This window comes from Bordetella genomosp. 2 (assembly GCF_002261345.1).
Lineage (GTDB): Bacteria > Pseudomonadota > Gammaproteobacteria > Burkholderiales > Burkholderiaceae_B > Bordetella_A.
Map to the genome: position 1 here is coordinate 142,615 of NZ_NEVT01000007.1, position 13,676 is coordinate 156,290.

10 protein-coding genes are annotated in these 13,676 nt (G+C 69.3%); 7 read left to right on the top strand and 3 right to left on the bottom strand.

Annotated features, from left to right (window positions below):
* Positions 1-5 precede the first annotated feature (5 nt).
* From CAL24_RS17425 to CAL24_RS17440, 4 genes are all read left to right on the top strand, one after another.
* Positions 6-1,631, top strand: a complete 1,626-nt coding sequence (locus CAL24_RS17425) for a PepSY-associated TM helix domain-containing protein (RefSeq protein ID WP_094807386.1) — start codon at positions 6-8, stop codon at positions 1,629-1,631.
* Positions 1,628-3,751 carry a TonB-dependent receptor gene (locus tag CAL24_RS17430; protein ID WP_094807387.1) on the top strand — a complete coding sequence of 708 codons (2,124 nt, stop codon included), beginning with the start codon at positions 1,628-1,630 and terminating at the stop codon, positions 3,749-3,751. Before CAL24_RS17425 ends, CAL24_RS17430 begins: the two co-directional genes overlap by 4 nt.
* A gap of 276 nt (positions 3,752-4,027) precedes the next feature.
* Positions 4,028-5,056: a biotin synthase BioB gene (gene bioB, locus CAL24_RS17435; protein WP_094807388.1), complete on the top strand. Its 1,029-nt coding sequence runs from the start codon at positions 4,028-4,030 to the stop codon at positions 5,054-5,056.
* The gene (locus CAL24_RS17440; RefSeq protein ID WP_170947124.1) at positions 5,053-5,910 is read left to right on the top strand and encodes a DMT family transporter; all 858 of its coding nucleotides are present in this window, start codon (positions 5,053-5,055) and stop codon (positions 5,908-5,910) included. The genes bioB and CAL24_RS17440 overlap by 4 nt, the downstream gene beginning before the upstream one ends.
* 850 nt (positions 5,911-6,760) lie before the next feature.
* Here CAL24_RS17440 and CAL24_RS17445 read toward each other — a convergent pair.
* Both CAL24_RS17445 and CAL24_RS17450 read right to left on the bottom strand, forming a co-directional pair.
* A complete protein-coding gene (locus CAL24_RS17445) occupies positions 6,761-8,119 on the bottom strand; it encodes an MFS transporter (protein ID WP_028353054.1) in 1,359 nt (452 codons plus the stop codon).
* Between the two features lie 77 nt (positions 8,120-8,196).
* On the bottom strand, positions 8,197-8,700 hold the full coding sequence (locus CAL24_RS17450) for a peroxiredoxin (protein ID WP_028353053.1): 504 nt from the start codon (positions 8,698-8,700) through the stop codon (positions 8,197-8,199).
* A 189-nt stretch (positions 8,701-8,889) separates the two neighbouring features.
* On the opposite strand from CAL24_RS17450, the gene CAL24_RS17455 reads away from it, so the two are divergent.
* Positions 8,890-9,303: a hypothetical protein gene (locus tag CAL24_RS17455; protein WP_028353052.1), complete on the top strand. Its 414-nt coding sequence runs from the start codon at positions 8,890-8,892 to the stop codon at positions 9,301-9,303.
* A 37-nt stretch (positions 9,304-9,340) separates the two neighbouring features.
* On the opposite strand, the gene CAL24_RS17460 is transcribed toward CAL24_RS17455, so the two are convergent.
* Positions 9,341-12,826, bottom strand: coding sequence for a DUF748 domain-containing protein (locus CAL24_RS17460; RefSeq protein ID WP_094807390.1), 3,486 nt, complete (start codon positions 12,824-12,826; stop codon positions 9,341-9,343).
* Positions 12,827-12,955: 129 nt separating this feature from the next.
* Here CAL24_RS17460 and moaC point away from each other — a divergent pair, with 129 nt between their 5' ends.
* Positions 12,956-13,444 carry a cyclic pyranopterin monophosphate synthase MoaC gene (gene moaC / locus CAL24_RS17465; RefSeq protein ID WP_028353050.1) on the top strand — a complete coding sequence of 163 codons (489 nt, stop codon included), beginning with the start codon at positions 12,956-12,958 and terminating at the stop codon, positions 13,442-13,444.
* A complete protein-coding gene (gene moaD, locus CAL24_RS17470; protein ID WP_028353049.1) occupies positions 13,425-13,676 on the top strand; it encodes a molybdopterin converting factor subunit 1 in 252 nt (83 codons plus the stop codon). The genes moaC and moaD overlap by 20 nt, the downstream gene beginning before the upstream one ends.

The following is a 13,676-nucleotide window of genomic DNA, read 5'->3' on the forward strand; positions in this document are numbered from 1 at the left end:
CGCGCATGGCCATCGACAGCGGCATTGTCCGCAAATACAAGATCGTGCACACCTGGACCGGCATCGTGTCCAGCGTGGTGCTGTTCATCGCGTTCTACGCCGGCGCGCTGGCGATGTTCAAGCCGGAGATCACGCAATGGACGCAGGCGGCCAGCAAATTGCCGGCCGGCGGCGCCAACATCGACGCGCTGGCGGCCGCCTTCTTCGCTGAAGAGCCGCGCGCGCCGGGCCGCGCCTACCTGGCGCTGCCCGGCCGCGAGGACCCGACGGCCCGCATCTACTATTCGCGCGAGGGCGGCCACTGGACGGCCTATCTCGACCCCGCCGGGCAACTGCGCCATGTCGGCGGCGCCGCCGCCGGCGCCGACCTGCGCAGCGGCCGCACCGCCGGGGACTTCGTCGACGACGTGCACCGCACCGGCGGGCTGCCGATGGACCAGGACAGTTCCGAGCTCATCATCGGCATCGTCAGCCTGGTGTACGCAGTAGCGCTGGTATCCGGGGTGGTGGCCCTGCTGCCCTCGCTGGTGAAGGACCTGTTCCTGCTGCGCATCAGCCACAACGTCAGGCGCATGTGGCTGGATGCGCACAACGTGCTGGGCATCAGCAGCCTGCCGTTCCATATCGTCATGGCGCTGACGGCGGCGGTGTTCGGGCTGCATGAATGGATCTTCGAGGCCCAGGCCAAGGTGATCTATCCGCCCGGCAAGGATCCCTACGCCGCCGCCCTGACGGACGCCGGGCCGCCACAGGCGGGCCAGGCCATGCGCGAACTGCCGCCTTCGGAACTGCTCGCCCGGCTGCGGCAAGCCGCCCCCGCCTTCGAACCGAAGGCGCTGAACTATTCGATCGGCCGCGACGGCCAGAAGAAGCCCGAAGTGTGGGTGGCCGGCGCCGACGACCGGCATTTCCTGCGCGACGGCCATGTCGGCTATGCCATTGTCGACGTCTTTTCCGGGCAGGTGACCGGCACGACTTACCTGCCGGGGCACCAGACCGCCATGGCGGCCACGCTGAGCAGTTTCTTCGGGCTGCACTTCGGCAATTACGGCGGGCTGCCGGTCCGCATCCTGTATGTAGTGCTGGGCGTGCTGGGCGCCCTGCTGTTCTATTCCGGCAATCTGCTGTGGATCGAGGCCCGCCTGAAGAAGGAGCGTCCCGGCCTGCCGGCGGCGGCGCAGCCGCGCCATGTGCGCTGGCTGGCCGCGCTGACCGTCGGTGCCTGCCTGGGCTGCGTGGCGGGGGTGCCGGCCGGCATCCTGGCGGCGCGCTGGCTGGCCGATGCGCCGGCGGCGCAAGCGGGGACCGCGGCCTATGCCTACTACGCCGTGTTCTGCGCTTATCTCGGCGCGGCGTTCGGACTGGGCGCCGCGCGCGCCGCGGCGGGCCTGCTGCTGGCCGCCGCCGCGCTCTGCGCGCTGGTGCCGCTGTCCAGCGCCCTGTCCGCGCTGGCGGCCGCATCGGCCACGGCGTACCTGCCCGCTTATTTCTACATCGACAGTTTCTTCGCCATCGCGGCCGGCCTGCTGTGCTACCTGGCATACCGCGCGCGCCGGCGCTATCGGCAAGGGCCGCGCCTCTTTCCCGCCGCGGCCGCCCGTTGCCATCCTTGCTCCGTCCCTCCGACATGAAAACCATCGCGATCGCGCGCCGCATGGCGCCCTCGGCCTGCGCCTGCCTGCTCACCACCCTCGCCGTCCCCGCCCAGACGATGGCGCAAGCCGCCACCACCCTGGCGCCGATCACGGTGCAAGGCCTGGCCGACCCCGAGGCGCTGCCGCCGGCCGCGCCCGGCGGCCAGGTGGCGACCGGCTCGCGGCTGGGCATTCTGGGCAACCAGGACGTGATGGACACCCCGTTCAACACCACCTCGTACACCTCGGAGCTGATCCAGGACCAGCAGGCCCGCACGGTCGGCGAAGTGCTGCTCAACGATCCGTCGGTGCGCACCACCACCAATGCCGGCCACATGTACGAGCACTTCACCATCCGCGGCTTGCGGGTAGACGGCTCCGACATGGCGTTCAACGGGCTGTTCGGCGTCATGCCGTTCGCCCACGTGCCGATCGAGTTCGTCGAGCGCGTCGAGGTGCTGCGCGGCCCGAGCACCATGCTGACGGGCATGGGGCCGGCCTCCAGCCTGGGCGGCATGATCAACCTGGTGCCCAAGCGGGCCGGCTCCCGGCCGATCACCGAGCTGACCACTTCGTACATCAGCAAGGGCTACGGCCAGGCGCACGTGGATATCGGCCGGCGCTTCGGCGACGAGGAACGGCTGGGCATACGCTTCAACGGCGTCTACGGCAATGGCGAGACCGGCGTGTCGGACCAGCGCAAGGGCCGCGAACTGGGCGCGCTGGGCCTGGATTACGTGGGCGACGGCTGGCGCCTGTCGCTGGACGCCTACAGCAGCCGCGAGGACATCGAGAACGGCAGCCCCGCCATGTACGAAATGGCGCAGCTGGGCAGGCTGGTGACGCCGCCCAATAATTCGTCCAACCTGTTCCGCGGCACCAGCGGCGTGCAGCGGGACTATGGCTTCGCGTTGCGCGGCGAGCTCGACCTGACCGACAACCTGACTGCCTACGCGGCATTCGGCGGCTCGAACTCGCGCGGCCGCGGCCTCATGTTCGGCACGCGCACGGTGGTAACCGGCGAGGACGGCTCGGCGATCGGCTACGTGTACAACGTCGATTCGAGCGAACAGAGCCGGGTCGGCGAAGTCGGCCTGCGCGGCCGGTTCCAGACGGGCGCCATCTCGCATGCAGTGACGCTGGCGGGCAACGTGGCGAGCTATGAGCAGGATGTCTACAACCGGGCCAACACCGGCTATCCGCAGAACATCTACGATCCGGTCAAGCCGGTGTTCCCGGATAGCCCGGTGCGCATGGGCGGCGCCGGCTACGACAATCTGATGAGCTCGGTGGCGCTGGCCGACACACTGGGCTTCGCGCAGGACAAGGTGCTGCTGACACTGGGCGGGCGCTATCAGCGGGTCCGGCAGTCGCGCAATACCGATTACGACGAATCCAAGGTCACGCCCATAGCGGCCATCGTGGTCAAGCCCTGGGGCGAGGATACGTCGCTGTATGCCAACTACATCGAAGGGCTGCAACCCGGCCAGACGGTCGGCCTGGGCTACCTGAACGAGGGCGAGACCTTCAAGCCGACCAAGTCGAAGCAGCTCGAATTCGGCGTGAAACTGCGGCGCGGCGATTTCCTCCACACGTTCAGCGCCTTCCAGATCGACAGGAGTTTTCTCGGCAGCATCGCCGAAGCCGGCGGCAACCGCCTGGCCACCGGCAAGCAGCGCAACCGCGGGCTCGAATGGACGGTCAGCGGACAGTTGACGCGCACGCTCACGGTGCTGGGCGGCGTGTCGTACCTGACTTCCGAGCAGCGCTCGGCGGCAGGCAATAACGAGGGCAACGAAGTGTTCGGTTCGCCGAACTGGCTGGCGAACCTGGGCGTGGAATGGGCCACGCCCGTGCAGGGGCTGAGCGTGAACGGCCGCGTGACCTATACCGGCCCGCAATGGCTGGATTCGCGCAACGAGGTGCGCATGCCTTCGTGGACGCGGGTGGACGTGGGCGCCAAGTACGCCACGCGCGTGTCCGGCACGCCGGTCACCTTCTACGCCAACGTCGACAACCTGTTCGACCGCGACTACTGGGACGGCACGTTCTCCGACGGCTTTGCCACCTTGTCGCCCCAGCGCACGCTGCGCCTGGGGGCGACGATTTCGTTCTGAGCAGGGGCGGCGGGCAACATCGCGCCGCGGCCGGCGGCCCGGCGCAGTTTTACAAAACGATACAAAAAATCCATGCATTGCGCTGGACGGAGATGGCGTCGCATTACCGACAGAGACATGCCAATGCGCGGCCATTTGCGTCCAAATCATCTCAACGCGCGGCCATTTTGCCGTCTTGTCGCGCCATTGCGCGCACGATGCCGGCGTTCTTACGATCCGCCCCATTGGCCTGCCCCGGTTTCGCCGCGGCGCCATGACGATCCACCGGAGAACGCCATGCACACCTCGACCATTCCCGTGTCCGACATCGCCAGGCCGGCCGCCCCCGCGCCGCAGGCCTGGCGCGCCGACGACATCCTGGCCCTGTACGAACTGCCGTTCATGGACCTGCTGTACCGGGCCCAGCAGACGCACCGGCAGCATTTCGACGCTAATGCGATCCAGTTGTCCAGCCTGCTGTCCATCAAGACCGGCGGCTGCCCGGAAGACTGCGCCTACTGCCCGCAGTCGGCGCACTACGACACCGGCCTGGCGGCCGACAAGCTGATGCCGCTGGACGAGGTGCTGCAGGCGGCCCGCGCCGCGCAGGCGGGCGGCGCGCAGCGCTTCTGCATGGGCGCGGCCTGGCGCAGCCCCAAGCCGCACCACCTGGAGCAGGTGGCCGAGATGATCAGCGCGGTCAAGGCGCTGGGCCTGGAAACCTGCGTCACGCTGGGCATGCTGCGCGAAGGCCAGGCCGAGCAACTGAAAGCGGCCGGCCTGGACTACTACAACCACAACCTGGATACCTCGCCCGAGTTCTATGGGCAGATCATTTCCACCCGCACTTACCAGGACCGCCTGGACACGCTGGAACGCGTGCGCGACGCCGGCCTGAGCGTGTGCTGCGGCGGGATCGTGGGCATGGGCGAGTCGCGCCGCGAGCGCGCCGGCCTGATCGCGCAACTGGCCAGCCTGGACCCTTATCCCGAGTCGGTGCCGATCAACAACCTGGTGCAGGTCGAGGGCACGCCGCTGGCCGGCACGGAGCCGCTGGACCCGTTCGAGTTCGTGCGCACCATCGCGGTCGCCCGCATCGCCATGCCGCGCGCGCGGGTGCGGCTGTCGGCCGGCCGCGAAGCCATGAGCGACAGCCTGCAGGCGCTGTGCTTCCTGGCCGGAGCCAATTCGCTGTTCTGCGGCGACGTGCTGCTGACCACGGCCAACCCGCAGGTGGCGGCCGACCAGCAACTGCTGGCGCGCCTGGGCATGCATGCCGAGGGCCTGCCGCCGCCATCGCCCGGGAGCGCCGCCGCATGTTCGTGACGCCGGGATTGCTGTACCTGCTGGCCAGCGTGGCTTTCAGCGTGACCGTGGCGGTGCTGCTGAAGCTGGCGCGACGCCACGACATCGATGTCCGGCAGGCCATCGCCGCCAACTACGCCGTCACGGCGGCACTGACCTGGCTGATGCTGAACCCGTCGACCAAGCAGCTCGCGTCGGCGGGACAGGCTTGGGGCCTGCTGTTGGCGCTGGGCCTGCTGCTGCCCAGCGGCTTCATGGCGATGGCGCAGTCGGTGCGCCATGCCGGCATCGTGCGCAGCGACGCGGCGCAGCGCCTGTCGCTGTTCCTGCCGCTGCTGGCGGCTTTCGTCCTGTTCGGCGAGCCGCTCACGCTGCGCAAGGCCGGCGCCATGGCGCTGGCTTTCACCGCGCTGTTCTGCGTGCTGCGGCGGCGCGCGCCGGCGGCCGCCACCTCGGCCGACGGCCGCGCCTGGCTGTGGCCGCTGGGCGTTTGGCTGGCGTACGGAGTAGTGGATGTGCTGTTCAAGCAGGTCGCCAAGACCGGCGCGGCGTTCCCGGGCGCGCTGCTGATCGCCTTCGCGCTGTCGGGCGTCTTCATGACCGGCTACCTGCTGCTGCGACGCACCGAGTGGCAGGTGCGCCACCTGCTGGCCGGCGTGGCGCTGGGCGCGGCCAACTTCGGCAACATCGTGACCTACATCCGCGCCCACCAGGCGCTGCCCAACAATCCCGCGCTGGTGTTCTCGACCATGAACATGGGGGTGATCGCCGTGGGCACCGTGGTGGGGGCGCTGGTGTTCCGGGAGAGGCTCAGCGGCTTGAACCTGCTGGGACTGGTGTTGGCGGGGGCGGCCATCTTGATGATGATGCCATGAAGGTCATGTGGGGTTGACGGATTCTATTGGCGTCGGGGCGGATGGGCGGGGCCGGCGGGGCTTCCGTGGCCGTCCGGGCGCCCAGCGCGCCCGGCACCGCATCGCTCGCCTCGTCCGGCCCCTCCGGGCCTCCCTACGGCATCCGCTCGCTCGGCCCCGAGGCGCCCCGCCGGCCCCGCCCATCCGCCCCGACTCGCAACAACGCCAAACCGCCACGCCGCTGCCACCAATACCGTTCTTGCGCTTCGTCGGCCGCGCCTGGGGGGGGAGAAAAACATCTTGCAGGGCCGCGTTTTCAAGCCGCCCTGCGCGGCTTGAAAACGCATTCGGGCGGGATGCGGGGTGGGTGGGTTTTCATGGACGTTGCCAAGCCCTACCAGCCAGGCCGGTAATGGTGCGATGTGCAGATGTTGGCGCGCGTTGTCGTTATCGGGCGTCCGGAAGCTTCCAACGCTCATCGTGCAACATACGAATCACGACCCCGTCCTTCGACACCAGCCTTTCGCCCGCCACCGGCCGAAAGCGTGTTCCAGCCGCGCAGGGCGGCTGGAACACGCGGCCCTGCAAGATGCTTTTCTTCTCCTCGCCGCGGCCGACGAAGCCTACGAGCCCATATCGTGCCGGCGGCGTATCGAGGTTGGTCAGGTGCGAGTCGGGCCGTGGCGCCGGGGTGGCAGGGCGCCTCGGGGCCGAGCGAGGGAAACCGAAGGAGCGTAGCGACGAGGTTGACGAAGCGGTGCCGGGCGCTGAGGGCGCCCGGACGGCCACGGAAGCCCCGCCGCCCCCGGCGCCACGGCCCAACGCCAATAGAAAGAACAGAGAACGACACCCTCCAGGCAGCCCGCGCCGATCAGGTACCCGTCCGCACCTCGCCCGCCTCCGGCTCCGCCCCGGTGCTGGCGGCATCGGCGGCCACTTCCGGCCCCTGCACCACGCCCGGCTCGGGCGAAGCCATCTCCATGGTGACATCGATCTCCGGATCCACCCGCGGGTCGAGCGCCGCCGCGGCGGGCGAGCTCTGCAGGTTGTCGGGCAGCGGCACGAAATGCACCGGCGCCTCGTCCACCTGGTGCGCGCCCGTCACGCGGGCCGGCCGCACCTGCCATACCAGGACCAGCGCGCACACCGATACGAATACGTAGTACATGCTCGGCCCCGCCGCCGACATCAGCAGGCCGGCCACCATGGGCCCCAGGCACGCCCCCACCCCGTAGGTCATCAGCAGGATGGCGCTCAGGCCGACGCGGCGCTCGGGCTCGACGTGGTCGTTGGCGAATGCCGCGCCGAGCGGATACAGCGTGAACTGGAGCACGCCGAATACGCATGACAACAGCACCAGCAGCCAGTACGGCAAGGTGAACCAGCCCCACATGGCCACCGGCAGCAAGGCCAGCAGCAAGGCGTTGAAACGGATCAGGCCGGCGCGGTTGATGCGGTCGGACAGCCAGCCCATCGGCCATTGCGACAGCAGGCCGGCGGTCACGCCCGCGGCCACGAAGATGGCCGATTGCGAAGTCGTCATGCCGTACTTGGCGGCGTAGACGGGCGCCAGGCCGTAGAACGCGCCCGACAGGTTGCCGGCCACGAACAGCACCGTCAGCGACAGCGGCACGCGCTGGCGGAAGAAATGCAGGTCCAGCGGCGCCGGCAGCGGCGTGGGCGGGTGCGAGCGCGCCGTCACCGCGATCGGCACCAGGCACAGCACCAGGCAGGCCGCCACCAGGGTCAGCGGCCCCTGGTCGAGCGAGGCGTAGGCGGTCAGCACCAGTTGCCCCAGCACCGTGCCCAGGCCCGACACGACCATGTAGACCGAAAACACGCGGCCGCGCTGGTGGTTCTCGGTCTGCTCATTGAGCCAGCTCTCGATCACCATGAGTTCGGTCACCATGACGATGCCCGACACCAGGCGGAACAGCAGCCAGACCGGCATGTAGTCGACCAGCATCTGGGCCAGGATCATGCTGGTGGAAATGGCGGCGCACGCGACGAAGGCGCGGATGTGGCCGACGCGGATGATCAGCTTGTGGCCCAGGCGCGCGCCGCACACCAGGCCCAGGTAGTAGCCGGCGATCAGCGCGCCGATCCAGATTTCGCTGACCGATTCGGCGGTCAGCCGCAGCCCCATGTAGGTATTGAACAGGCCGGTGCCTATCAGCATCAGCAACGTCGCCAGGTACAGCGACGAAAACGAGGAAATGGTGGATAGCATGGGTGCGGGGAACGCCGCTCGCGTGGGCGGCGCCGCGGGCGCTGCGCGCACCCGCGGCGTACGGCAACAACAATAGACTAGATCTGCGACAGCATGGTGGCGGCGTCGCTGACTTCGAACTTGCCATGCGCCTCGATGTTCAGTTTCTTGACCACGCCGTCTTCGAGCAGGGCCGAATAGCGTTGCGAACGCACCCCCATGCCGCGCGCGTCCAGGTCGAGCTCGAGGCCCAGCGCGCGGGTCCAGTGCGCCGAGCCGTCGGCCAGCATGCGCACCTTGCCGGCGGCCTTCTGCTCGCGGCCCCAGGCGCCCATCACGAAGGCGTCGTTGACGGCCACGCACCAGATCTCGTCCACGCCCTTGTCCTTCAGGGCCTGGGCCTGCTCGACGTAGCCGGGCAGGTGCTTGGCCGAGCAGGTGGGCGTGAAGGCGCCCGGCACGGCGAACAGGGCGATGGTCTTGCCCTTGACCAGGTCGGCGACCTGGAAGGCATTGGGGCCGAGCGCGCAGCCGTCGGCCTCGGTGTCGAAGAATTCTGTCAGGGTGCCGTCGGGCACGCGGTCGCCCACTTTGATGGTCATGTACCTCTCCATGTACAAGCAGAAAACGGGCGGGAATCGCCCGGCAAACCCTCATCATAGTGCCAAGTCGGACGGTTGCGGTGACGGCCGCCCGGCTGGGCGCCGGCGGGAAAGAAACACGCACAGTCTGATACGACTCCACACCGCGGCGGGGGTGCCGGCGCGGCAGGGCCTTGCCATAATGGAGCCATGCGCATCCTGCTGACCACCGCCGCCGGGCTGGCCCTGGGCTGGGCCGCCCTGCCCGCCCTGGCGCAGAACCAGGCGGAATTCGATCAACTCGTGACCACGGCCGGCGCCACCAACGGCGCCGCGCAGGCCTGCGGCGCCGCGGCGCCCGACCTGGCGCGGCACCAGGCCACGGCGCGCGCCAACCTGCAGCGCTACGCGGCCGAGTTCGGCTATTCGGCGGCGCAATTCGACCCGCTGTTCCAGAAGGGGCGCGGCGAAGGCCAGAAAATGATGACCGACATGCGCGAGTCCGGCGTGGACGGCTGCGCCGGCATGCTGGGCAGTTTCCAGCATGAGCGCGACATCGGCTACGACGAGATGAAGGGCGCCATCGCCGAAGTCACCGACGGGCTGCCCGAGCCCAGGAAATAGGCCGGCGACGCGGCAAGCGCCGCCGGCCTGGCGCGCGTCATTGCAGCGCGAAGTCCACCCGCGACGGCGCGGCATCGCCCTCGCCCGCCGCGCCGTCTAGCTCCGGCGCCACGATGAAGATCCGGTCGGCCGGCCCGCTTTCCTGCAGCTTTTCGTACACCGCCTGGGCGCGTGCCTCGGCGAGCTGCCGCAGGTCGTCGTCGCCCACCGGCGCGGCCTCGCGCAGCAGCGCTTCCATTTGCTCGGGCGGGATCGATTTGGCGAAGCCGATGAAATTGCGCGGCTTGTTCTCGATGTCGGTGTCGTCGTAGACCTCTTCGAGGTATTCCGCCCGCTCGGCGTCGGTCAACGTGACGCCGGCCGGGTCGGGCTGCTTGCCGCGGCCGCCGCTGTCGGCCGCCTTGGCCTTGCGGATCTGCAGATCGACCCAGGCCTGCCGCAGGCCTTCCGTGTCGGTGGCCGGATCGGCGCGGCCGATGATGTCGAGCTTGAGGCCCGGGCGGTCGTTCAGGGCCTTGGCCAGGGTGGCGATGCGTTCGTCGGCCTCGGCGGCAAGCACCGCGCTGCCCGGCTCGAAGTTGATATAGGACAGCTCCTCGCCACCGCCGAAGGCCGACGCCAGCAGCGAGAACGGCGACGTGACCGCCTTCACGACCAGGTTGACCAGCACCCGCACGATGATGCCGCCCACCGAGAATTGCGGGTCGTCCAGCGAACCGGAGATCGGCAGGTTGATATCGATATTGCCGCGGCTGTCCTTGAGCAGCGCCACCGCCAGCATGACGGGCAGGTCGGTGGCGTCGGGGCTGTTGGTCTTGTCGCCGAAGGTGAGCTGGTTGAGCACCACGTGGTTGCTGGCCTGCAGGGCGCGGTCTTTCAGCTTGTATTCGAGGTCCAGCGACAGCTTGCCGCGCTTGATCGGATAGCCGACGTACTTGGCCGAATAGGTGGTGAAGCGCGGCAGGTCGACGCCCTTGGCGGACGCCTTCAGGTCGAGCGACAGGTATTCGGCGAACGGCTGCACGCTGCCGCTGATGGACAGCGGCGCGGTGCCGTAGACCCGCCCGGTGACCTTGACATTGGCCGGCTTGGGACTACGCGACGACACCGCGGACAGGCCGCCCTCGATGCGCGAGAGCTCGGCCGTGTAGTTCGGCTTGACGAAGCGGTCGGTGAAGGTCATGCGGCCGCTCTTGAGCGTGACGCTGGCGATGGAGATGTCGGGCAGTTCGCCCGATTTGTCCGGCTGGCGCGGCGCGCGGCCGCGCGTCTGGGTGTCCTGGGTGATGGACCCGCCGGCCTGGCCCGGCTCGGCCACCAGGTCCATCACGTTCAGCCGGCCCTCGGCGCTGAGCAGGATGCGGCCGTAGAAATCGTCCAGCGTGATGTCGCCCAGGTTGGCGGCGAACTTCGCGCCGTCCATCGACACCTGCATGCCTTCCAGGCCGAGGCGCTTCCATTTGAGGAAGTCGTCGCGGTTGACGCGGTCGGCGAGGTCGAGGCCGGTGACGTCCACGGCGCCCTGCCAGCTGGCCTTCATGGGCGCGCGGCCGGCGGCGGCGGCGAACGCGGCCTGGCCGCGCGCGCCCACCGTGACGGCGCGCACCGTGGCGTTCAGGCTGGAGGCCACATACGGCGCCAGCGAGGCCAGGTCCAGTTCCGCCAGGTCGACCTGGGTCTGCAGCGCCAGCGGCTGCGGGGTGAGCGTGCCCTTCAGGGCGAGCCGGCCATTGCCCTGGATGCCGGAGGCGTCCAGCGTGAAGGGCGTCGGCGTCGCGTCGAGCGCGAGGCGGTCGGCCGCCAGGGTGAGCTGGTCCAGGGCCAGCGCGACGGCGGGCTTGACCGATTCGTCGCGCACTGACAGTTTCGACAGGTCGGCCTTGACGCCGGTCGCCCATACCTGCGTCGCGCCGTCTTTCTCGGCCACGTTGACGCGCGCCTGCAGGCCCAGCAGGCCATCGAGCAGTTGAATGGGCGCCTGGCTGCGCACCGCCGGGGCGAACGGCGCCAGCGCGAGGTGGCCGGCCCGCAGGTCCAGGTCGAGCGCCAGCGGGTTGAGCATCAGCGGCCCCTTGGCGCGGATCCAGCCGCCGTCGGCGGGGTTGTCCATGGTGAGCCAGAGATGGATCGGCCGGTCCGGCGGCTGGGGGAACTGCACGTTCTCGACCGTGACCACCATGCCCGCCAGGGCGTAGTCGAGTTGCGTCGCGGCGTCGCGCAGGCGCAGGCCGAAATCGTTGATGTTGATGGCGTCGACGGAAATGCGCCAGCCGTCCGGGGCGGGGGCGGGCTGGCCGGCGTCGGCCGGCTGGGGCGCGGCCGGGGCAGCCGGCTTGGCCGCATCGGTGTGCGCCTCCGGCGCGACGGGATCGGGTTCGGCGGCGGGCGCCGGCGCGGCCACCGGCGTGGGCTTGGGCGCCGGCGCGGGCTTGGAGGCCGGCTGGCCGCCGCCCAGGGCCTGCAGCTTGTTGATGATCTCCAGCCAGTTCACCCGCTGGCTGGCGTCGCGCCGCGTGTGCGCCTGCGGCGACCAGAGCTCGACCTGTCCCACCGCCAGGCGGCGCTCGACCAGGTCGAAGGCGATGCGGCGCACGTCCAGCGTGCTCCAGGCGAGCAGGGGCTCGCCGGAGGTTTCGCGCACGTCCAGCTGGCGCAGGCCGAGGTCGCCCACCACCTTGATGCGCGGCGCGGCATCGCGCGGCTGCTCGAACACGACCTGCAGGTCGGAATCGAGCAGCGCCCGCTCGACCTTGACCGGCAGCGGCGCGGGCCAGGCGTCGGCCCATTTTTCCAGTTCCAGGCCCTGGAACGCCACGTTCAGCGTCGAGGCCGGCACCACGTCGAACGGCCGCGCCACGCCGGTGAGGTCGAACGGGCTGCCGTTGATACGCAGGTGCACGCGCGGCTGCACGTCGATGTCGGTGGCATAGCCGAAGGTCGAGATGAAGGGCACGCCCAGCGCGATCTCGTCGACCTGCTGCTTGCGGCCGGTGACCCGGTCGTCCAGGCTGATGGAGCCTTCCTCGAGCACCAGGTTGTTGAGCGAGAAGCGAGGCAAGCCTTCGTCTTCGGCGTCCGGCGGCGGCCCCGGGCGGGCCGCCGCCATGTCCGCCAGCTTCTGCTGGATGTCGGAGAAATTGAAGCGGGTCACGTCTTCGCGCACCAGCGCGATGCGCGGGCGCTGCACGCGCAGCGAGTCGACCACCGGCGCGAACCAGAACAGCGACATCCAGGAAGCGCTGACATCGACCTGGCCGATGTCCAGCAGCGGCGCGGCCCCGCCGGGCTGCGCCACGGAGAGATCATGGGCGCGCACGGTGAGCGTGAAGGGATTGAAGCTGATGTCGCCCACCTGCACCTGGCGGCCCAGCAGGCCGGCCACGTCTTCGGTGAGCGCGCTGCGCAGCACCTTGGGAACTTGCCAGGCGGCGATGCCGCAGAGGATCAGGATGACGGCCAGTGTAGCCAGTAGGATTTTTCCGATTCGCCGGGTAAACCTCAACCTGGGCATCCTGAGGGGCATGCGTGATCTCCTGGTACGGGCACGGGGATTATCGCGCCCCCGGCAGAGCTCGTCTATCATAGGGCGTGGGCGCGACGGTCCCCGCCCGAAACCGTCCCGCATTTTCAATCGTTAACATTTTTTCTGCCCATGTCTTCCCCTTCTCCCACGCTCAGCCACCTGGACGAGTCCGGCCAGATCCGCATGGTCGATGTCGGCGCCAAGACCGACACCGACCGTGTCGCCATCGCGCGCGGCAGCGTGCGCATGAACGCCCAGGCCTATGCCCTGCTCACGCAGCCCGGCCAGGGCAAGGGCGAAGTGCTCAACACCGCGCGCGTGGCGGCCGTGCTGGCGGCCAAGCGCTGCGCCGAGCTCATCCCGCTGTGCCACAGCCTGCCGCTGGCCTTCGTGGGCGTGGAATTCAACCTGCACGACGCCGCCCACACCGTCGAGGTGCGCGCGACCTGCCGCACGCACTACAAGACCGGCGTCGAAATGGAAGCCATGACAGCCTGCAGCGTGGCGGCCCTGACCATCTACGACATGTGCAAGGCCGCCGACAAGGGCATCGTGATCGAACAGGTACGCCTTGAATACAAGGCAGGAGGTAAAAGCGGTGAGTGGCGCAACGATTAACCTGCTGTATTTCGCGCGCGTCGCCGAGCTGGTCGGCAAGCGCGCCGAAGCCTGGCCGCTGCCCGAACAGGCCACCGGCGCCGAACTGCTCGCCGCGCTGCAGGCGCGCTACCCGCAGCTCGAGCCCGCCGCGCGCCTGAAGCTGGCCATCAACCAGACCCATGCCAAGCCGTCGGCGCCGATCCGGCCGGGCGACGAAGTGGCCATCTTCGAGCCGGTCACCGGAGGCTGA

Coding starts and splice junctions, on each gene's coding strand:
- bioB (WP_094807388.1), top strand. CDS start 4,028: ATGCACACCTCGACCATTCCCGTGTCCGACATCGCCAGGCCGGCCGCC.
- CAL24_RS17455 (WP_028353052.1), top strand. CDS start 8,890: ATGCGCATCCTGCTGACCACCGCCGCCGGGCTGGCCCTGGGCTGGGCC.
- CAL24_RS17460 (WP_094807390.1), bottom strand. CDS start 12,826: ATGCCCCTCAGGATGCCCAGGTTGAGGTTTACCCGGCGAATCGGAAAA.
- CAL24_RS17450 (WP_028353053.1), bottom strand. CDS start 8,700: ATGACCATCAAAGTGGGCGACCGCGTGCCCGACGGCACCCTGACAGAA.
- moaC (WP_028353050.1), top strand. CDS start 12,956: ATGTCTTCCCCTTCTCCCACGCTCAGCCACCTGGACGAGTCCGGCCAG.
- CAL24_RS17445 (WP_028353054.1), bottom strand. CDS start 8,119: ATGCTATCCACCATTTCCTCGTTTTCGTCGCTGTACCTGGCGACGTTG.
- CAL24_RS17430 (WP_094807387.1), top strand. CDS start 1,628: ATGAAAACCATCGCGATCGCGCGCCGCATGGCGCCCTCGGCCTGCGCC.
- CAL24_RS17425 (WP_094807386.1), top strand. CDS start 6: ATGGCCATCGACAGCGGCATTGTCCGCAAATACAAGATCGTGCACACC.